The organism is Halorussus salinisoli, assembly GCA_005239435.1.
Classification (GTDB): Archaea; Halobacteriota; Halobacteria; order Halobacteriales; family Haladaptataceae; genus Halorussus; species Halorussus salinisoli.
Genome location: SZNP01000004.1, coordinates 597979 through 619275, shown reverse-complemented (window position 1 = coordinate 619275; position 21297 = coordinate 597979). Strand labels below are relative to the sequence as shown.

Below are 21297 nucleotides of genomic sequence, written 5' to 3'. Positions count from 1 at the left end.
CTCATCCATCCCGCAAGGCAACCCAGTACGGACGCAGTCCGAACGACAGCCTGCTTCACAGTGACGTCTCGCCACGCGGGCTCAGGGTTGCCTTTCCGAGTACGGTACGGACAAGGCAAACCAACCGATACAGGCCAAAACGGCATCACCGACATATGACACAGACATACGGAAACTACATTGATGGCGAGTGGAGCGAAGCGACGACAGGCGAAACGTTCGAAAACCGCAGTCCCTCGAACACCGACGAGCTGATCGGACGCTATCAACGCTCTTCAGAGGAAGACGCGGTCGCAGCAGTCGAGGCGGCGGCCGCTGCCGCCGATGAATGGGCTGACATGCCTGCACCCGAGCGGGGGCGCATTCTCGAACGTACTTCCCGCCTACTCGCCGACCGGAAGGATGAACTGACCGAGACGTTGTCTCGGGAAGAAGGAAAGACGCTGGACGAGGCCTCGGGAGAGGTCCAGCGGGCAGTCGATATCTTCCAATACTACGCGGCGAAGGCACGCGATCTCGGCGGAACTGTGAAGTCACCGAGTTCACCGGACCAAAACCTCTATACAGTCAAGGAACCGCTCGGGGTTGCAGCGTTGATCACGCCGTGGAACTATCCGATTGCTATTCCGGCGTGGAAAATCGCCCCTGCGCTTGCGACTGGAAACACCGTGGTGTTCAAGCCAGCATCCCTGACTCCGGAAATCGCTCGAAATCTCGTCGAATGCCTTAACGAGGCAGGACTTCCAGACGGTGTGCTGAACTACGTCACCGGTTCCGGAAGTGAGGTCGGCGGTGTCTTCACTACTCACGAGGACGTGGATGCAGTCTCGTTCACGGGGAGCGCGAAAGTCGGCGACCACGTTTATCAGAGCGCGACTGGGGATCAGAAGCGTGTTCAACTGGAGATGGGGAGCAAGAACCCGGCCGTCGTAATGCCGAGCGCCGACCTCGACGAGGCTGTCGACATCGTTGCAGCAGGTGCGTTTGGTGTGACTGGGCAAGCCTGTACGGCTACGTCACGTGCGCTCGTACATGAGAGCGTGTACGACGAGTTCGTGGACCGAATCGTCGATCGAGCGGAAGAAATCGAGATTGGTCCAGGGATGGAGAATCCGGACATGGGGCCACACGCAAGCCGCGATGAACTTGAGAGCACTCTTGAGTACGTCTCTCTCGGTAGCGACGAAGGCGCGACACTGTTGACTGGTGGTGAACGCTTCAGCGGTGATGGCCTTGATGATGGACACTACGTCGAACCGGCGGTGTTCGCCGATGTTGAGCCCGAGATGCGGATTGCTCGGGAGGAAATCTTCGGTCCGGTGCTTTCGGTTATTCCGATTAGTAGCCTTGATGATGCTATCGAAGTAGCCAACGATGTTGACTTTGGGCTTTCGGCGAGCATCGTGACGGACGATCTTCGGGAGGCTAACCGGTTCGTTGAGGAGGCGGAGGTCGGTGTTGCCAAGGTGAATGAGAAGACAACGGGGCTTGAGCTCCACGTGCCGTTCGGCGGTGTCAAGGGTTCGTCGAGTGAGACGTTTCGTGAGCAGGGCGACGCTGCTATTGACTTCTACACGCTTCCAAAGACCGTCTATATGTCCTACTGATTGGCGCACGACTCCACGTCACTTCTCGTTCTAATCGTCAGTTACCACGCGCTTTTTGCGAAGTAGTTAGGTGATGTTACTCCACGATACAGTTGCGGTATGTTTGATTTGGGTCACCCCGGTATCACGGTCTGCCGGTCGGTCGTTTGTCGGTTACCTTCTGAGTGACTGAAAACGATACCTTTCGCGTCGACGGAGCTCGATAAATTGAACTGCGACCTCTCCAGCGTTAGGTGAATAGATTTACTGTTGTTTTGACTGTAAAATCAGATACTTTTATATTCCCCGGCGGAATTGTAGGTACGTGTATGCCACAGGGTATCAATAGGCGCAGATTCGTGAAAGCTGCAAGTACGGCCGGAATCGCGGGCATTGCGGGTTGCGTAGGAGGTAACTCGAACGACGGTCAAAGTCAGTCTAGTTGGGCAAACTGGTCGAAGCCGGAATCAATTGGCGACCGGATATCGGGCGAGAAGTACGTGCCGCCCGAGTTCGATCAGGATAAGGTGAGCGACGGCTTCGAATACTTCAACCTCGGGTCGATGAAGCACGACCCGGCGACGAAGTGGTTCTACGAACGGTTTTCGGAGCGAACCGGAATCGACGTCTCGCCGATCATCGTTCCCTCGAAACAGGCCAGCGGCAAGGTCACGACCGTATTGTCTTCCCAATCGAAGTCGCCGGCCGTGATGCAGGTCGATCGCCAGATGTACCTGGACTTCGTCGAACCGGGATGGCTAGAACCCGTCGACGATCTCTGGGACGAGAGTGCCTACGAGTACTTCCCGCGCGCGTTCAAGGAAGAATTCGTGACGGACATCGACGCATCGAGGGACGGCGAACACATCTACATGAGCGTCGCTATCGCGGAGGGTTCGCTTCAGAACTACCGGCCCGACCTGCTACAGGAGCTGGGATTCGAGGCGGACTTCCTGAAGCGCCCGACCTGGTCGGACATCCGCGAGGTCTGCGAGGAAGCGAAATCCCAGAGCAAGGATTACCATGGCTACGTCTGGTACGGGGGCGGCGTACGGTACCCCTCCTACCCGTGGATGCTCCGGGTCTGGTCGCAGGGAGAAGACATCGTCAAAGACGATGGAACCGTAGTCGTGAACAGCGAGGCGGGCGTCAATGCGCTCGAGGAGCAAGTGAATCTCATTGAAGAGGGGCTGGTCCCCGACGTACTCCAGTACGGTCAGGGCGGTCCGGAGGACCTCTTCCTCGCGGACAAGGTCGTCAGTTACGTCGGCGGGTCGAAGATGATCCCGCTGGCTCTAGAAGAGTTGGGTGCTCCCGGCGAGGCCTACGACCTCGGCCTGCCGGCGAAGGCCGACAACAACGGCGAGCACGCCACGTTCATCGGAACGGACTGCCTGTGTATCAACCGGTACGCTCCCGAGGAGAAAAAGCGCGCAGCGAAGGTCTATCTGGACGGCGCCCGGAGTGCCGAGGCCGAAGCACAGGAGTTCATCCAGGAAGGGAACATGCCGGCTAATAGCGCCGCCTGGGACATCGTCGAACAAGAACAGGAGGAGATCACTCACTTCAAGGACATCGTCCAGGAGTCGATCCAGAACGCACGGGAAGGACTCTGGCCACGCCAGATTCAGACGATCGAACAGTCCATCGTCCCGAACCTTCAGAAGGCCTGGGGAGGGAGTATGAAGCCCAAGGCGGCACTCGACGACGCCCAAGAGATGATCGACGGCGTCCTCAATCAGTAAGCTTCGTCCTAGAATTGAGCGAACTCGGCTGTCATCGGACGCGTTCCCGGCGACGCGTCCATCTTGTATTTCGCCGTCTCCTAACGTCTTTCTGACCAGATGACGAGTACTACTCGGAACACAGGTACGAGAGGAAGATCGGTTGTCTGTCTCTGACAGTGGTATTGCTCTTCGCCGCTTGGGAGGTGTTGAACGAGCTGTCCACAGACAGTTGCCATCTACACCTCGCACCGTTCGGTTCGAACGTTGGTCCTTGGAAATATGATGGAAATATTATGGAAGGTTTTATATCGTGTGAAAGAGGATGATGGAGTATGGTATCGCGGACCATATCATCAGTTTACGAACAAGCCAAAGGTCTGTTCACGGACGAAGAACCCGGTGAAATAGGACCGATACGGGAGTTCATAAACGGGAACTTCATGAAGGTAGTCCTGTTTCCGCCAATTACCCTCTTGGGGATTCTCGTTGCATTCCCCGTAGGTTATCTCATCTGGACTAGCGTCCACAGTATCAGTCGATACGGTGGCCAGGACTTCATCGGGCTACAGAATTACATCGAGATCTTCCAAGACCCGGTTTTCTTCATGTCTTTACGCCACTCGGTCATGTACACGCTGGGATCCGTGACATTGGCGTTCCTCATCGGGTTCACATGTGCACTCGCGCTAAACAAGATTGTCAATCAGCGAGTCCGAAGTTCGTTCACGGTGTTGATCCTGCTCGCCTGGGCAGTACCGCTCGTGGTCACGGGCCTCATCTGGCGGTTCATGCTCCACGCTGATTACGGCGTCGTCAACGCCATCCTCGTCGGGTCCGGCATCACGGCGGAGAATCTTCCCTTCGTCACCGACCCGACGCTCGCCTTTATCTCCGTCGTAGTAGTGGATGCCTGGTCTCGCGCCCCGTTCGCGACAATCATTCTCCTCGCCGGTCTTCAAACCATCCCAGACACGCTGTACGAGGCCGCGACGGTCGACGGAGCAACCGACTTTGCGAAGTTCCGCGACATCACGCTACCGCAGATCAAGCCATCGGCCGGGGTCGCGCTGTTGATCATGACGATGTTCGCCTTCCGAACGTTCTCGATCGTCTTCTCGCTCACCCAAGGCGGACCGGGTAACGCAACCGAAGTGCTCGCGACGTACATCTACAGCTCCGGCGTTAAACAGCTCCGGCTCGGTTACTCGGCGGCACTGTCGGTCGTCATGATCCTGATAACGCTGGTCATCGTGGGACTGTACGTGAAAATGATACAGGAAGACGCGCTGGAAACCGCATAAGTGATACAAATGTCGATTCAAGATTCGTTCAACGACTCAGAATGGCGGTATAACGCGGTACAGTCAGTGGCAAAAGCACTCCAGAGCAAGTACGTCGTGTTCGGCGTACTCACTCTGGCAGTACTCTACTTCACGTTCCCTATCTACTGGACGTTCGCCTCCTCGATTAAGACGATGGAGGGCATTCACACCTTCCCGCCGAACCTCATCCCGCAACAGCTGACCGATCCAATCTGGAAGAACTATGTCGAGATGTGGACAGAGCGTGGCTTTAACCAGTTCACCCTCAACAGTTTGACAGTCGCCGTCTCGACGACCGTAATCGTGATGATATTCGGGACGCTCGGTGGATACGGGTTCTCCCGGTTCCGGTTCCCGTACGACGATTACGTCTTCATCGGTATCCTGGGAGCCCGACTGCTACCACCGATCGGAATGCTGATTCCGTTCTATCGGCTGTTCGGCGAACTCCAACTACTGGACACCCGAATCGCCCTGATTACGGTGTATACGTACATGAATCTCCCACTAGTGATCTGGCTGATGCGCAACTTCTTCATCTCGATTCCGAGCGACCTTGACGAAGCAGCGTACATCGACGGGGCCACTCGGTTCCAGACGTTCAAGGACGTCATTCTCCCGCTAGCGAAGCCGGGAATCGCCGCGTCGGCGATCCTCGTCTTCCTGTTCTCGTGGCGGGAGTTCCTGTTCGCGCTAGCACTAACCCTGAGCCCCAGCGCGAAGACGCTCCCCGTCGGAGCGATGATGATGGTCGAAGACGTCGTCGTCATCTGGAACTTCCTGGCGGTCGCAGGATTCTTGGCGATGATTCCGGCGCTGCTCTTCGTCATCATCTTCCAGCGCCACATCGTCAGCGGACTGACCGCGGGGGCAATCAAAGGATAGGTACGGTTCAACGTAACATACTTAACGAATCACACTGAAAACACGTCCACCACGAAACCATGTCTGACAGCCAACCCGAAACGTCGATCGAACCCGCGACCCAGAGCATAGGGAGTCAAGCGTCCGGCGGCCAAGTGGAACTGCGCGACTTGACCAAGATCTACGCCGACGGTGACGATCGCGTCGTCGCCGTCGATAACATGAACGTGACCGTCGAAGACGGGGAGTTTCTCGTGTTCGTCGGTCCGAGTGGCTGTGGCAAAACCACGACCCTCCGCTCGATCGCCGGCCTTGAAGAGATCACGGACGGCGAGATCCTAATCGAAGGCGAAAACGTGGCCGGTAAAGCCCCGAGACAGCGAGACATCGCCATGGTGTTCCAGACGTATGCCCTGTATCCGCACATGACCGTCCAGGAGAACATGGCCTATCCGCTGAAGGTCCGCGGCGTCGGCAAGGCGACGCGGGAGCAGAAAGTCCGAGAGACCGCGGAATTACTGCAGATTTCGGAGCTACTTGACCGTCAGCCGAAGGACCTCTCCGGCGGCCAGCAGCAACGAGTTGCACTCGGGCGTGCGTTGGTCCGCGAACCCCGAGTGTTCCTGTTCGACGAGCCGTTGAGCAATCTCGACGCCAAGCTCCGGATCAAAATGCGCACCGAGCTGAATCGGCTCCACGACAAAATCGGAAAGACGTCGATCTACGTCACCCACGATCAGGCCGAGGCGATGACGCTCGGTGATCGCATCGCGGTAATGAACGACGCCGAAATTCAGCAAATCGCCCCACCCCAGCAGGTCTATGACAAGCCCGCCAACCAGTTCGTCGCGGGCTTCATCGGCAGCCCCCAGATGAACTTCTTCGACGTCGAAGTCCGTCAGGATGGCGGGACGACGGTGATCGACACCCAGAGCTTCGCACTCCCGTATCCCGATTGGATGCACGACCAGATCGATTCCAGTCCGAGTGACGGGTTCGATGCGGTTTATGGAATCCGTCCGGAGGACATCACCATCTCTTCCCTTCGAGGTGAGTCTGTCAGTGAAACGGAAAACGCGATCACCGCAGAAGTCCTCGTGGTCGAAGAGATGGGATCCGACTTCTTCCTGACGATGGAAAAGGACGGAGTAGAGTTCCAAGCGATCGTCGAACCCGAAACGAGCGTGTCACAGGGAGATACTGTCACGGTTTCGTTCAACGAGGACAAGTACCACCTGTTCGACAAGTCGGACGGGGAATCGCTCGTCTACGGTTCTGAGGGTCACTAGACAAACGACCCCGGTATTTCCGAATACCCTACGCCTTGAACGCGTATCCCTCAAGGAGAAACGAGCGATAGACGTGCCGCAAGCGGACTTGACAGGCGCGAAATCAACCCCTCGCAGCTATGTCAACTGTGCATAAAAATATGAGCAAACAATTAAATAATAGAAGATAGAAAAATCGATAACATGGTAACACGAAATACAATGAGACACCTTTCGGATAAGAGTCACGAGCTTCCTGGCGGAAAACCGGAACTGAGGCTCCGGAGATATTCTAATGGTCCAGCTATGATCTCGGCCGAGAACCCTGGGAAAGCGTTTAACGGTGAACAACGCGAGGATCACGGCAGGAACATGGGCCTTCTTCCTTACGCTCACGAACGAAAGACGTCGAGGACCAACCGTTCACCGAAAGAACGTCAAGCTAGACCGGACCGGTGCCCGGTCTCGACTGTGATCCATGGACGTGGCGCTACTAACGGAGTCTGGATGAACCGCTCGCACACCACCTGTAGCAATAACTAACCAATAACAGCTAACATCAACCATGAAAATCACGAATGTCACGGCCCACGCATTGTCGTCGCCGATCCGACCAGCCCGCGAACACGAGTTCTTGGGAGGAACTCGGAAAATCTTGAAGCGCGATTTCGTATTGGTGACCGTCGAAACTGCAGACGGTGAAATCGGTTACGCACCAGCCGGAGCGAGCAGTTCCGCGATGCGGGAGTACTTCGATGGCGCAACGCACCGCAACTTCGTCGAGGTCATCGATGACGTCATCGAACCTACGCTCGAAGACGAAGTGATCGACGACGTGACGGCGGCCCACGACCTGATCGACGACATCAACATTCCGGGCTTCCTCCGTTCACAGATCATCAGCGCAATCGACATCGCGCTCCACGACATCATCGGGAAGCGCCAGAACGCACCCATCTACGAACTCCTACTGGAGCAGAGCGACGTCACCGCTGACCCCGACCGGACGCTTCCGCTTTACGCCAGCGGGGGTATGTACATGCCTCCGGAAGGATATGCGGAGGAAGCGGCCGGACTCGCGGAGTACGGCTTTGAAGGGTACAAATATCGTCCTGGCTTGGGTCCCGAGGAAGATCTTCGGACAATCAGGCTGATTCGAGAGGAAGTCGGCGACGAGATGGAGATCATGGTTGACGCCCACACCTGGTGGAAGATGGGCGATAAGTCGTACAGTCCAGATCAGGTTCGAGAACTCACGTCCAAATTCCAGGACTACGATGTTTACTGGGTTGAGGAACCGGTTGAGCCCGAGGCCCATTCTGCGTATCAGGAGCTTCGCGAAGCGACAGGGACACCACTCGCTGGCGGTGAAAGCGAGGAGTCGCCGCAGGGTCTGAAACGCCTTGCGGACACTGGTGCGGTTGACTTCCTTCAGGGTGACGTTCGCCACCATCGCGGGTTCACTGGTTGCGGGGATGTTGTTGAGCACTGTGAGGGGGCGGACGTGACCTTCGTTCCGCACCATTTCGGCACCCATCTTGGGCTCGTTGCGAATGCACATTTGGTTGCTGCAGCACCGGGGTCGGAGTTACTGGAGTATCCTGTCTTTGAGACAAGCCGCCATCCGGGGATGTACCCATTCCCCCTTGCGGAAGACATCCTGGAGTCACCGTTCGACGTCGAAGGCGGCGAGCTCACGGTTCCTGACGAGCCCGGACTTGGCGTAGATGTTAATCTTGATGTCCTCACTGAATATCCCTACGAGGAAGGAGCGTGGACCGAGTTCCACTACGACGAAGCGTAGGTAGTTCATTCCGAACCGCTTTTTTGAGTCCGGTGAGTCTCCCCTTGTGGGCGATGCTTTTCTAGTAGATTGTGTCCGTCCCCGTTGTTCGCGGACAATATCTACGTTTTTAGCTCCGGTTTGTGGATTCTTCTGGTCCAGTTATGAGAAGCTGAAGACTTCGCTGATGTTTTGTCTTGGCCGTCTTGGGTGGCGGTTACTCTCGATACTTGACCGTGAATGAGGGGTGATTGACAAGTCTTCCATCTCGAGAAGGCTGCAAAAACTACCGCCACCGTGTCCACTATTTAATTCCTGATAATGGTTTCAACAGGACACGAATCATGACTTCGGCAAATGACGTACCGCCCTGTCCAGAATGTGATAGTACCGTTGTGGATGACCACGGCCTCCAACACTGTCTGGAATGCGGCTGGGTTCGGAAACACCCTGCAGACTGACACGGATTCGAGGACGCTAGAGGGTTTTCTCTTAGTGTGAGGTCACTGATTTTCTTCAACTCCATTGCAAGCGATTGGCAGGTATGGGTATAGTTTGAGTAGCGAGTATTCATAGATGCCCACGGGTTCGAATGGTGATATTCGTTGAGATTTGAATACGGGTTCTTCTTCTTGGTGGGAGGGGTAGTTTGAAGTGCGGTGTTTCCGTAGTTGTTCTTGGTGTTATCATGGATTCCGTTCATGAAGAGAACAAGATAGTCGTTCGGCTTGACCCGGGTGAGGAAGTATTGGAATCGTTGGAATCGCTTCGCGACGAATACGACATTCAGAACGGATTTTTGATGGGAATCGGAGCTGTCGATAATGTTGTTCTTGGACACTACAACGTTGAGGAGCAACAATACAACGACGAAGAGTTCACGGGCCAGTTCGAGGTGACGAGCTTCCTCGGGAACATTGGGCCTGATAAAATCCATACTCACATCCAGTTGGGAACTGAGTCGTTTGAGTCGATCGGAGGCCATTGTGCTGGTGCTACTGTATCAGGTACCTTTGAGATCGTCATATTCCTCGGTAAAACAGAACTTACGCATAGTCTCGATGAACGGACGGGCCTCGATGTTTTTGACATCTAGTTCCGAACCTATTTGGACGTCCTAAACAGCGTACATTTTCGCCTTGAAATGGAACGAGCTAGCACAGAAGTAATTGTAGCTGATCCTGTTTCGGTAACCAAAATACAGACCTCTCCCTCATAGTCAATATATCTAAAAGGAAGATTTCTCACTCCGTCCAAACACCCGGGTTGTATAACTATTACGTCTTGAATTGAGGTACTTTTACTACTCTGTTGCCATGCTGATAATCAAGTTGATTATCATCGGTGCTACTGATTTCGAAGGTCTGCTTCGAAATGAGCCTGAACTAGTAATCCGCTGTCAATCGCAGAAAGTCGTACAGATCATAGGTTCACGGAAGTAATCTCGTTAGAGCAACCGCAGTCCAGTACTGACAAATAGATGTTAGTTCTCCCTACGTATATTATCTACATACTAACCACCTAGATTACAAAAACTTCCGTCAACACATCGTGCGAAGACGTGAACCAAATTCACTCCGCGTCGGGCAGGACTTTCCAGGAATTCATGATACTGTTTGGATCAATCGTCTCTTTGATGGCGGCCACCACGTCAACTGTTGCCCCGTATTCCTGGTCAAGAAATTTTCGATTGCCAATACCGACGCCGTGTTCGCCCGTTGCAGTGCCACCCATTTCGATGGCCGCACGGACGACCTGATCGTTCAACTCCATCGCCCGCATGGCCAACACATGGCGTCAGCAGATCGAGGTCATCACTAATCTCAGAGACAGCTTCGATGATATCCGGGTACTTCGAAATCAGGACCACAACATCGCCAATGACCGCCACGTCCCAGTCTTCTCGGTAGGCACGGGCAGCTGGCAGTGCATCCCGGCGGGCTTGCCAAACCCTGTCCAGTTCGTCGTCTGTCGCGTCGTCTCACGTCCGTGCGCCGTAGTCTTCACAAATACTTCGAGCGAACGCTACGTCTTCTTCGATGCCATCGTTGTTACCGTGGAGTTTGAGGATGAGTGTGGGTTCCTCCGGTAACGAGACGTCAGATCGATAGTCGTTGATGAGTTCGATCGAGAGTGCGTCAACGAACTCGATGGTACCCGGATTTAACCCGTATTGGATGCATTCTGAGACGGCCTGTATGGTGCGTCGTCGGTCGGGGAAGGAGATGACGTGAGCCGTGGTCGAGGATTGCTCGACATCGATATCGATGCGAGTGCTGGTCATCCGCCACCTTTCAGCGCATTTTGTGGTGCCTGAGGATGCGGATGGCGGTGAGACGAGGACGGCGGGTCTGTCTGCCGTAGCCGTTCGAGCGGTTCTGGTGTGTTGGATTCCTTGGCTTGGCCGAGTGCTCAAAGTGGTTTCCACGTTCGTTCGGGGTCGTTCAGTTGTTCGCAGACGTCCTCAGCGACGACGATGAGGTCTTCGATGCGGACGCCGAACTCCTCTTTCAGGTAGACCCCCGGTTCGACGCTGAACACCATCCCCGGTTCGAGTTCGCGGTCGTTACCCTCGACGATGTACGTTGGTTCGTGTACATTGAGGCCGACGCCGTGGCCCGTCCGGTGGATGAACTCGTCGCCGAAACCCGCGTCTTCGATCACAGTGCATGCGGCCCGGTCAATCGCTTGGGCTTCGACACCGGGTTCAATCGCGTCGACGCCCGCCTTATTGGCATCTCGTACGACCCGGTAGTGCGCTTCAAATCCCTCGAGAGGTAGTACAGGTTCGAACTCGGGAATAGGTCGACGGCGTCTGCGTCCGAGTTGGCCAGTGACCGCTGGCACGTCCGCGTTCGACGTTCGAAAGCCGACTGATTACTCATGAGCGCAGCGACTCTGTGGCTGCCTCGTCGATCTCGCCGTCGTCCGTGAGTACGACGCCGTACTCTTCGCGGGCGGCTTTTCGGGAGACGTACTCGTCGAGGACGTCTTCGCGAACCTTCTCGGGGTCGCGCTCGAACGGGTCGCCGCGTCCCGCGCCGCCGCCGGAGCGATTCGACAGTCCCTCGCCAGCGGCGAATGTTTCGCGCATCATCCCAGTCCACTCCTCTTTCTCGGTTCCGGGGTGGAGGACGACGGCATTGCGTGCACCCGACTTCCCGCCTTCGAGTCCCCAGTTGTCCGTTTTCGTCTTCTGAATTATTGAGAGCGCGCCGACGGGATGTGTGAACGTGTAGTTACGCTGGATGCCGAGGCCTCCCCGGTACTTGCCTGCGCCGCCCGAGTCCTGGCGGAGTTTCAGGCGGTCGATTTCGAGTGGAGCCTTGTTCTCGTACACCTCGATGGGGACGTTCTGGACCATGGTTTCGCTGATGTGCATCAGGGCGTTCGCTCCGTCGTGATCGGGGGTCGCCCCCCAGCCGACGCCCTCGTTGTTCGCCTCAACGAACTGCTGGCCTGTCTCTGGGTTCTCCCCATACACCATGATAGACAGCAGGTCGCCGCCGGAACTGGCCGGAATCTGGTCGGGAATGGCCTTCGCGAGCGCCTTGTAGATGACGTCGATGCCGATGATGGCCGTCCAGATGGTGAACGTCGGGGCCGGATACGTGGCGTGGAAGATGTTCCCCTCGGGTGCGACGACGTTCAGGGGTTCGTACTGTCCCTCGTTCGAGTCCTCCTCCGGGGTGGTAATCGACTTGAAACAGAGTTTCGTGATAGTTTCGGTCATCCCGATAGGGATGTTGAGTGGTTCGTTGACCTCGTCGTCGGATCCCGAGAAGTCGACGGTGAACTCATCGCCGTCAATGGTCACCTCGACTTCGAGTCGGATGAGGTCGTCGGAGTCGCGGTCGCTAGCGGGTGTGCCGTCGGCATAGTCGACCGCCGACCACGTACCGTCCGGAAGTTCTCGAACCGCTTCGGTGGCGGTTCGTTCGCCGTGGTCCAGGATCTCGTCGATGGCCGTCTCGACCGTCTCCGTACCGTACTTCTCGTGGAGTTCGCGCAGACGGGCGTTGCCTGTGTTTATCGCCGCGAACTGGGCGTTCAAATCGCCGATGACTTTGTCGGGGAGACGGGAATTATAGCGAATCAGGTCGAGGATCTCCTCGTCCGGTTCGCCCTGCTTGTAGACCTTCGTCCCCGGGAAGATGAGGCCTTCCTGATGGACGTCGGTCGAATCGAGGACGTAGCCGGAGTCTTTCGCACCCAGGTCCAGCCAGTGTGCTCGACAGGTCGTGTACCCGATGAGTTCCTCATCATCGTCGAAGACGGGCGCGAACACCAGCACGTCCAGTGTGTGGGTGCCGCTCCAGTAAGGATAGTTGAGGAGGACGACGTCGCCGGGATCCAGATTCTCCTCCCCGACGTGCTCGACGCCTTTCTCTAGACCGTAGTCGTTCGCGCCGAGGAACAGCGCCAGCCCGGGCGAGTCGGCGATGAGATTGAGATCCTTGTCGTACATCGAGATGCCGAAATCCAGAATCTCGTAGACGATGGCGTTGTAAGCGGTGCGGACGAGGGTTCGTTGCATCTCGGTGGCGGCAGAGGTCAGGTAGTTCCGAATGACCTCGACCGTGGCAGCGTCGACGTCAGCAGTCGTCTGGCTCATTCGCCGTCACCCCCAGTGATGATGATGTGGCCGAACTCGTCGATGGTCGCCGTCTGGTCGGACTGCATGATTATCGTCGTGGTCGGTTCCTCGATGATGCACGGTCCGTCGATGGTATCCCCTTCCGACAGTCCACCGCGCTTGTAGATGTCGAACTCGGTCAGTTGGTCGGTCGCAAAGCAGTACGCCTCCCGGGTCCCGTGATGCGGGTCCTCGACACTCGTACTTTCGCCTTCTCGGGCGAGTACGGGCTTGTCGTTTTCGCCGACAGCGCGAACCCGGAGGTGGACGACCTGCGCAGGGTCGTCCATCGTGTGGCCGTATCGCGACTGGTGCACCTCATCGAAGCGCTCGCTGAGTTTGTCGATACCGTCGACGCCTTCGGCCGGTACCTCCACCGTGTGCTCTTGGCCGAAGTACCGCATCTCGACGCTGCGCTCGAACGACTGGCGGTCCGGAGTGAACCCTTCGTCCTCCAGAGTCGCCCTGCCCTCCGCCTCGAGCGTCTCGAACTCTGCCTGAAGGTCCTCCTCGAAACTGACGTCCTCCAGCACCTCGATGTGAGTCTGGGAGTAGTCATAGACAACGTCGGCCATCAGCATGCCCCACGCCGAGAACACTGATGGAGCCTGCGGAACGAGCACTTCGCCGACGTTCATCTCGCGGGCGAGCAACGGTACGAACATCGGCCCAGCACCGCCGTACGCGACCATCGTGAAGTCACGGGGGTCGAGCCCCTTCTCGACGGTAATCTCACGAATCGCTCCCACTGTGTTCGCGAGCGTGACGTCGAAGACGCCCCGAGAGACATCTTGGAGGGTCGTGTCGAGCGGTGAAGCGAGTTGCTGTTCGATGCCGTCGCGCGCAGCCTCGGTGTCGAGTTCCATCTCGCCACCTAGGAACGCGTCGGGGTCGAGGTAGCCGAGGAGCAGTGCGGCGTCGGTGAGCGTCGGTTCGGTGCCACCTTGGCCATAGCATATCGGACCAGGGTCGGCACCTGCGCTCTTCGGACCGACCTTGAGAAGGCCCGAATCGAGCCACGCGATGCTCCCGCCGCCTGCCCCGATGGTCCGGATATCGTAGACGGGAATCATCACGGGGAGGTGGCCGAGTTTCGACTCGTACTCGACAGCCGGCGTTCCGTCCTCGACGACGCAGGCGTCGAGACTCGTCCCACCCATGTCGACGGCGGTGAGGTTCTGCCGTCCCGTCGCGTCACCGACCGCGGACGCACCGATGAGACCTCCTGCTGGCCCGGAGAGTATCGTGTGAACCGGCGCTGTTTTGGCGTTCTCGGCGTCGAGCGCACCCCCGCCAGAGCGCGTGATGAAGAATTCTCCGTCAAAGCCGTCGTCAGAGAGCTTTGAGTCCAACCGGTCGACGTAGGACTCGAAAATCGGCTTGATGTACCCGTCGAGAACGGTGGTGCTCGTCCGCTCGTACTCGCGATACTCGTTAGTGATATCGCTGGAGAGCGACACTGTGGCGTCGGGAAATTGCTCCTGTATTATGGCTCCTGCTTGCTGTTCGTGCCCGGAGTTCGCGTAGGAGTGGAGAAAACAGATAGCGAGCGATTCGACGCCGCGGTCCTCTAGCAGCGTCGATGCGGCCTCCTCGACGGCGTCCTCGTCCAGCGGATCCTTCTCGGATCCGTCGGCCTTGAGTCGACCGGGGACGCCGATACGGTTGCGTCGTCGGGCCAGCGTCTCTGGTTTCTCGTAAGTGATGTCGTACATTGCGTCTCGCTCGAGGTTGGTGCGTCCGATCTCGTAGACGTCGCGGAACCCCTCGTTCGTGATGATGCCCGTGGTGGCCCCCTCCCGCTCGAGAAACGCATTGATACCGAGCGTCGTCCCATGGACGAACGTATCGGTTGCCTCCAGATTCAATCCGAGTTTTTCTATCGAGTCGAGAACGCCTTCCGTCGGGTCCTCTTCCGTCGTCGGCGCTTTCTCCAGGTTGATGGTCTGTTCATCCTGGTCGAACGTAATGGCGTCGACGAATGTACCCCCAATGTCGACTGCCAGCCTCTGTGGCATATGTTATCCCTCACCAAGTAAGTCAGGAGTTCTGATTAAAAAGGTATTGATTGGTAAACCATTTTGTCGAAACTAGGGAACGATATGGTCTTATTTCACGGATATACCGTCCGATTTACAATCTGTTCCGCCACATTTTCCGTTTCAGCAGGAAAAAGCTTAAATCGGGACAGGTCTTTGTTATGGTGTACCATGACACTAGAGGGTGGGGAGCGGGGTACGGAACGCATTGACCGGCGAACTCTCTTAAAATACAGCGGAGCGGCCACCACAGGAATGTTTCTGGCTGGTCGTAGCGGCGCCAGCTCTCAGCAAGAATCCGACCCGAGCGGCACCGACTTCGTCTACGTCACCGCCCAGACACCGAGTTCCATCGACCCCATGAAGGCCTCTGACGAGTTCGAGGCCATCATGGTTCACAACGTGTACGACCCGCTGATGTACTACAATCAGAAGTCGCCTCCCGAGGTAATTCCTTGGATTGCCGAGGACTACTCCGTCAGCGACGACAACAAGACGTACACGCTATCCATCCGCGAAGGAGTGAAGTTCCACAGCGGGAACGACCTGACCGCTGACGACGTTGTCTACTCCTTCCGGCGGATGATGAACATGCAACAGGGGTTTTCGTTCATGTGGGCCGGGCTCGTGGACCCACAGAATGTGACGAAAGTAGACGACTACACCGTCGACGTCACGCTCAACAATGTATTCGCACCGTTCATCGCAACACTCCCCTACATGTTTATCGTCGACAAGGAGGAGGTCCAGGCGAACACAAAAGACAGCGGGGATTACGGCGAGCAGGGCGATTACGGCTCTGAGTGGCTGGAGAGTAACGTCGCAGGGTCCGGCCCCTACGAACTCGAGAACCGCAACCGGAAGACGAACATCAGGCTCTCGAAGAACGAGGACTGGTGGGGAGAGTTCGCCGACGGGAACACCTACGAACAGGTCGACCTCAATATGATCCAGGAGGCGTCGACCATGGTTGGCATGATGGAGGAAGGCAACGCGGACATGTCCGAGCAGTGGCTCCCGCTCGAATCCTACCAGCGGCTGGCCAACCACCCCGACATCAACGTCAGTACGGAGGCGACGTTCAGTCCGATGTACGTCTTCATGCACAACCAGCGCCAACCGTTCGACGACGTCAACGTCCGGAAGGCGATGTCACACGCCTTCGACTACGAGACGGTGCTGAACGGCATCATGGCTGGCGAGTCGGAGAACCTCGACGGGCCGTTGCCGTCGGCGATGTGGGGGCACAACGACGACATCGAGACGTACGAGACTGACCTCGACAAGGCCAAGGAGTTCATCGACCAGTCGCAGTACAGCGCCGACGAACTCGACTTCACCTACACGTACGTCACCGGGCTGACTATCCGAGAGAACATCGGGCTGATGCTCCAGTCAAACCTCAACGAACTCGGCGTGAACATGCAAATCGAGAAGCAGCCGTGGTCTAGGATCGTCTCTCGACACACCAACAAGTCCGAGTCGCCGCAGATGATTGCGACGACTCTCAGCTTCTCGTACGTCGACCCGGACGTCTTCCTCTACCCGGCGTGGCACAGCAGTCAACACGGCTCCTGGCAGAGCGGGTCGTGGTACCAGAACGATCGGGTCGACCAACTGCTCGACGAGGCTCGCACGAAACTAGAGCGCGAAGCGCGCGCGCCACTGTACAAAGAGGCTCAGAAGATTATCAACGACGAAGCCGCTGGCATCTTCGTGATGAACCAGGCAGTCCGCTGGGCATTCAATAATCGCGTTAACGGATTCGTGGACAACGGCGTGACGGGGTACATCCACACCTACCACCGATTCACCGAGCAGGCCTAACCCCTCCACATCACGTTCGTGATTAATGAGCTATTCTGACTACTTGATTCGGCGGGCCCTGTCAACAATCCCGATGCTGTTCGGGCTCTCAGTGCTCATCTTCATCATGGCTCGAGTGATTCCCGGAGCGCCTGCGCGACAGGCGCTCGGACCTCGGGCGAGCGACGAGGCCGTCCAGCAACTCAGGGAACAGATGGGGCTGAACGACCCCATCTGGATCCAGTATATCGACTACATAAGTGGACTGGCGCGTGGAGACATGGGGCAGTCGCTAGTAACGAATCACAACGTGGCCACGGACCTCGCGTTCTTCTTCCCGGCAACGCTCGAGTTGACGACTGTCGGGATGATAATCGCGATTCTGGTCGGCGTCCCACTGGGAGTCATCGCGGGGCTCAACAAGGACGAAACCGAGGACAACGTGAGCCGGGCGTTTTCGTTTTTCGCCGTGTCGCTCCCTGCGTTCTGGGCTGGAATTCTCCTCCAGTTGGTATTCGCGTTCCAGTTAGACTTGCTTCCGGCGACCGGCAGACTCGGCGACGTCACGCACGTTCCTCCGCGAGTGACCGGATTGATGCTGGTCGACAGCCTCCTCGCGTTGAACATCGAGGCGTTCATGAGCGCCGCGAAACACCTCGTCCTCCCGGCCGTGACGCTGGCGCTGGCACCTATCGCGGATATCGCCCGGATGACCCGGTCGAGTTTCATCGAGGAGTACAGTCACGACTACGTCGAGGGCCTGCACACGCACGGCCTCCCCGGAAAACTCATCGCGTACAAGTACGTCCTTAGGAAGTCCTTCGCCGCGACGTTGACCATCATCGGCCTCGACTACGGGTTCTTGCTCGGGTCGGCATTCCTCGTCGAAATCGTCTTCTCGTGGCCAGGAATGGCGTCCTACGGGGTACAGGCCATTCTACAGACGGACATCAACGCTATCGTTGGTGTGACGCTGATGATCGGCGTCGGGTTCCTGTTCGCAAACCTGTTAGTTGACATCCTCTATGGCGTGTTCGACCCCCGCGTCAGGTACGGTGATAATCCGTGAGTTCGGACAATCCTGAAGCCGAATTCCCGGAACAAACGAACGGTCGATTCGGACGGCTACGCGAGGACTTCGACCGCATCGCGTACCGATTCCGGCAGAATCCGACGTCCATTCTTGGCTTGAGCCTCATCCTTTCGCTCGTCGTCGTAGCAGTGTTCGCCCCATGGATCGCTCCCTACCCTCAGGATGCAGGCCACGGCGGACAACCGGAGGTCCACTTCGACCAGCGATTCGAATCCCCGTCGCTCGAACACCCATTCGGGACTGACCAGGCAGGCCGCGACCTTCTCTCGCGCGTCATCTTCGGAACGCGTCTCTCGCTTGGCATCGGCATTGTCGTGCTCACCATCGCCATCGGCATCGGCGTCCCAGTTGGCTTAGTAGCTGGATACCTGGAGGGACTGACCAGTACGGTCCTGATGCGCGTGACCGACGTTTTCCTCTCCATTCCCGCGCTGGTGCTGGCGTTGACAGTGAGCGTCGCCCTCGAACCGAGTCTCCGGAACGCGATGATAGCCATCGCCGTGGTCTGGTGGCCTTGGTACGCCCGACTGGTGTACGGGGAGGTGCTATCGGTCAAAGAGGAGGAGTTCGTCGAGGCGAGTCGCGGCCTCGGGTCGAGCACGCCGCGCATCCTCACGCGGGAGATACTGCCGAACGTCCTGGCACCGATTTCCGTTAAGTTCAGCCTCGACATGGGCTACGCCATCATCGTCGGCGCGAGTCTGGGCTTTCTCGGTCTCGGCGCGCAGCCGCCGACGCCCGAGTGGGGAACGATGGTGAGCCAAGGGCGCGTGTACCTCCCCGCTCAGTGGTGGTACTCGACGTTCCCCGGCTTCGCCATCTTCCTTGCCGTCTTGGGATTCAACTTCCTCGGCGACGGACTACGGGACATGTTCGACGTAGAGGTGGAGTGAGATGAGCGACCCGGTGCTGGAGGTACAGGACCTCCATGTTCACTTCGACACCTACGAGGGTCGCCACGAGGTCCTCAACGGTGTCGACCTGACCGTCGAGGAGGGCGAAACGGTCGCGCTCGTCGGCGAAACGGGGTGTGGCAAGAGCGTCACCGGCAAGACAATCATGGGAACGCTCCCCCGCCCGCCGGGCGAAATCGTGGCTGGCGAAATCCGGTACCGGGGCACCGACGTGCTCGCCGACGAGGCGGTTCACGACCGCATCAAGCGCGAGCAGATGAGTATGATATTCCAGGATCCGATGACGTACCTGAGTCCGGTGTTCACCATCGAGTCGATGATGCGGGATGTCGTCAAATATCACGACCGGCGGGACGTCTCCTGGTGGGAGATGTTCTCGGACATTATAGGACGTGATAGCGCCGAGAACGAGGAGATTCGAGACCGGAGCATCGACCTCCTGCGCCGGTTGCAAATTCCGGACCCCGAAGGGATTCTCGACCGATATCCGGTCGAACTCTCCGGTGGGATGCGCCAGCGAGTGCTCATCGCCATGGCGCTCATCAACGAACCGGAGTTCCTTATTGCCGACGAACCCACGACTGCTCTCGACGTGACCGTTCAGGACCAGATTCTCAATCTGCTCAAAGAGCGTACCGAGAACCGCAATTTGTCCATGCTATACATCACGCACAACCTCGGCGTCGCGCGACAAATCGCCGACAAAATATACGTCATGTACGCGGGTAGCATCGCCGAGAGCGGGCCGACGGAGACGCTGTTCGACGCGCCGCTACACCCCTACACACGGGGGCTGCTGGCCAGTATTCCGAAGTTGACCGGGTTTGAGAGCGAGGGGATCAGCGGGAGCATCCCGAACTACACCGACCCACCGTCTGGTTGTCGGTTCCATCCACGCTGTCCCGCCTACATGGAGGGCGTGTGCGAACAGAGCCACCCGGAGCGGTTCGACGTCGGCACCGACCACGAGACAGCCTGCTACCTCTACGAGGACGGGATGACCACGAGCGAAGCCCTCGACATTGCCGAGTCCGAGGTCAGGTATGAACCGTCTCGGCTCGTGGAAGCGCAACACGACGGCGGAGGTGATGGGCGTGGGGAGTGAGTCGCCGACCGACCCTCTCGCTGGCACGAACGCTCCCACCGACGACCGTGAGGAGACCCTCCTCGAAGTCCGTGACTTGGAGAAGCACTATCCCATCTACGGTGGCATATTCCGACGCCAGACCGGTGCCGTCCGTGCCGTCGACGGCGTCTCGTTCAACGTTCGGGCCGGAGAGACACTCGCAATCGTCGGCGAAAGCGGGTGTGGCAAGACGACGCTGGGGAAGACCGTCGCGCGTCTCCTCGATCCCACTGGCGGCGAAATTCGATTCGACGGTCGCGACGTCAGCGACCTTGACGGACGCGGACTCAAGTCGCTCCGCCGCGACGTACAGGTTGTCCACCAGGACCCCTCCTCGTCGCTGAACCCTCGACGCCGGGTGGGGAGCATCATCGCCGATCCACTCAAGATACATGACATCGGGACTGACCGGGACCGCAACGAGCGGGTCCGGGAGGTTATGGACCGCGTCGACCTCCCCTACGAGTTCCGCACCCGGTACCCGAACGCGCTCTCCGGCGGCCAGAAGCAGCGCGTCTCCATCGCCAGAGCGCTGATACTCAACCCGAAATTCATCGTCCTCGACGAACCGACTAGCGCGCTGGACGTGAGTGTGCAGGCGAAGGTCATCGCGCTACTCAAAGAACTCCAGGAGGAACTAAACCTAACGTACCTGTTCATCAGCCACGACCTGAGTCTCGTCAAAAACATCGCCACCAGAATCGGCGTGATGTACCTCGGGAAGTTCATGGAAGTCGCCACGAGCGACGAACTCTTCGAGAACCCGCGCAACCCCTACACCGAACAGTTGCTCTCGGCGATTCCGGTGGTCGAGCAGGAAGAGGAACGGCTCAAGCCAGCACGGGTTGAGCCTCGCGGCGAACCGGCGGATCCCGCGAATCCTCCCGAAGGCTGTCCATTCCATCCACGGTGTCACAAGCGCTTTGACGCGTGCGACAAGGTCTATCCGGAACTCGTAGAGGTCGATCCCGGCCACAGTGTCCGATGCCTGCTGTATCCCGGCGACAAGCGCGCGGCCGTCGACGAGTACAGCACCGAGTCCGAGCGTCGGGAGTTACGTCAACGCGACGAGCTAAACCGCCAACAACCTGTACAGGACGGGGACAACACGGACCGGCCGGGGTGAATCAAGG

14 protein-coding genes and 3 pseudogenes are annotated in these 21297 nt (G+C 57.8%); 13 read left to right on the top strand and 4 right to left on the bottom strand.

Going from position 1 to position 21297, the window contains the following annotated elements; all coding sequences use genetic code 11:
- Positions 1–155 precede the first annotated feature (155 nt).
- The 8 genes and pseudogenes from xacF to E2484_RS14145 all read left to right on the top strand — a co-directional run bounded on the left by xacF (position 156) and on the right by E2484_RS14145 (position 9646).
- Positions 156–1607: a 2,5-dioxovalerate dehydrogenase gene (xacF, locus tag E2484_RS14175; RefSeq protein ID WP_137285841.1), complete on the top strand. Its 1452-nt coding sequence runs from the start codon at positions 156–158 to the stop codon at positions 1605–1607.
- A 308-nt stretch (positions 1608–1915) separates the two neighbouring features.
- Positions 1916–1993 (top strand): annotated as a pseudogene (locus E2484_RS26120) (twin-arginine translocation signal domain-containing protein); the annotation flags it as partial.
- Between the two features lie 120 nt (positions 1994–2113).
- The gene (locus E2484_RS14170) at positions 2114–3331 is read left to right on the top strand and encodes an extracellular solute-binding protein (protein WP_321112631.1); all 1218 of its coding nucleotides are present in this window, start codon (positions 2114–2116) and stop codon (positions 3329–3331) included.
- Positions 3332–3645: 314 nt separating this feature from the next.
- Positions 3646–4614: a carbohydrate ABC transporter permease gene (locus tag E2484_RS14165; protein WP_137285839.1), complete on the top strand. Its 969-nt coding sequence runs from the start codon at positions 3646–3648 to the stop codon at positions 4612–4614.
- A 66-nt stretch (positions 4615–4680) separates the two neighbouring features.
- A complete protein-coding gene (locus E2484_RS14160) occupies positions 4681–5520 on the top strand; it encodes a carbohydrate ABC transporter permease (protein WP_170977361.1) in 840 nt (279 codons plus the stop codon).
- A 59-nt stretch (positions 5521–5579) separates the two neighbouring features.
- Positions 5580–6788, top strand: coding sequence for an ABC transporter ATP-binding protein (locus E2484_RS14155; RefSeq protein ID WP_137285837.1), 1209 nt, complete (start codon positions 5580–5582; stop codon positions 6786–6788).
- Between the two features lie 544 nt (positions 6789–7332).
- The gene (locus E2484_RS14150; RefSeq protein ID WP_137285836.1) at positions 7333–8571 is read left to right on the top strand and encodes a mandelate racemase/muconate lactonizing enzyme family protein; all 1239 of its coding nucleotides are present in this window, start codon (positions 7333–7335) and stop codon (positions 8569–8571) included.
- 667 nt (positions 8572–9238) lie between these two features.
- Positions 9239–9646, top strand: coding sequence for a PPC domain-containing DNA-binding protein (locus E2484_RS14145; protein WP_137285835.1), 408 nt, complete (start codon positions 9239–9241; stop codon positions 9644–9646).
- Between the two features lie 476 nt (positions 9647–10122).
- Here E2484_RS14145 and E2484_RS25670 read toward each other — a convergent pair.
- From E2484_RS25670 to E2484_RS14115, 4 genes and pseudogenes are all read right to left on the bottom strand, one after another.
- Positions 10123–10834, bottom strand: a pseudogene (locus E2484_RS25670) (FAD-binding oxidoreductase).
- Positions 10835–10962: 128 nt separating this feature from the next.
- Positions 10963–11304 (bottom strand): annotated as a pseudogene (locus E2484_RS14125) (M24 family metallopeptidase); the annotation flags it as partial.
- 127 nt (positions 11305–11431) lie between these two features.
- Positions 11432–13165, bottom strand: coding sequence for a hydantoinase B/oxoprolinase family protein (locus E2484_RS14120; protein ID WP_137285831.1), 1734 nt, complete (start codon positions 13163–13165; stop codon positions 11432–11434).
- A complete protein-coding gene (locus tag E2484_RS14115) occupies positions 13162–15204 on the bottom strand; it encodes a hydantoinase/oxoprolinase family protein (protein WP_137285830.1) in 2043 nt (680 codons plus the stop codon). Before E2484_RS14115 ends, E2484_RS14120 begins: the two co-directional genes overlap by 4 nt.
- A gap of 276 nt (positions 15205–15480) precedes the next feature.
- Between E2484_RS14115 and E2484_RS14110 the strand changes: the two genes are divergently transcribed.
- The 5 genes from E2484_RS14110 (at position 15481) to E2484_RS14090 (ending at position 21290) form a co-directional block, all read left to right on the top strand.
- The gene (locus E2484_RS14110; protein ID WP_321112630.1) at positions 15481–17052 is read left to right on the top strand and encodes an ABC transporter substrate-binding protein; all 1572 of its coding nucleotides are present in this window, start codon (positions 15481–15483) and stop codon (positions 17050–17052) included.
- A gap of 25 nt (positions 17053–17077) precedes the next feature.
- Positions 17078–18100 (top strand): ABC transporter permease, encoded by a 1023-nt coding sequence (locus E2484_RS14105; RefSeq protein WP_137285828.1) that lies wholly within the window; start codon positions 17078–17080, stop codon positions 18098–18100.
- Positions 18101–18177: 77 nt separating this feature from the next.
- Complete coding sequence (locus tag E2484_RS14100) at positions 18178–19017, top strand: ABC transporter permease (protein ID WP_394347919.1); 840 nt, start codon at positions 18178–18180, stop codon at positions 19015–19017.
- 1 nt (position 19018) lies between these two features.
- Positions 19019–20143: an ABC transporter ATP-binding protein gene (locus E2484_RS14095; RefSeq protein ID WP_137285826.1), complete on the top strand. Its 1125-nt coding sequence runs from the start codon at positions 19019–19021 to the stop codon at positions 20141–20143.
- Positions 20127–21290, top strand: coding sequence for an ABC transporter ATP-binding protein (locus tag E2484_RS14090; protein WP_137285954.1), 1164 nt, complete (start codon positions 20127–20129; stop codon positions 21288–21290). Before E2484_RS14095 ends, E2484_RS14090 begins: the two co-directional genes overlap by 17 nt.
- Positions 21291–21297: the final 7 nt, after the last annotated feature.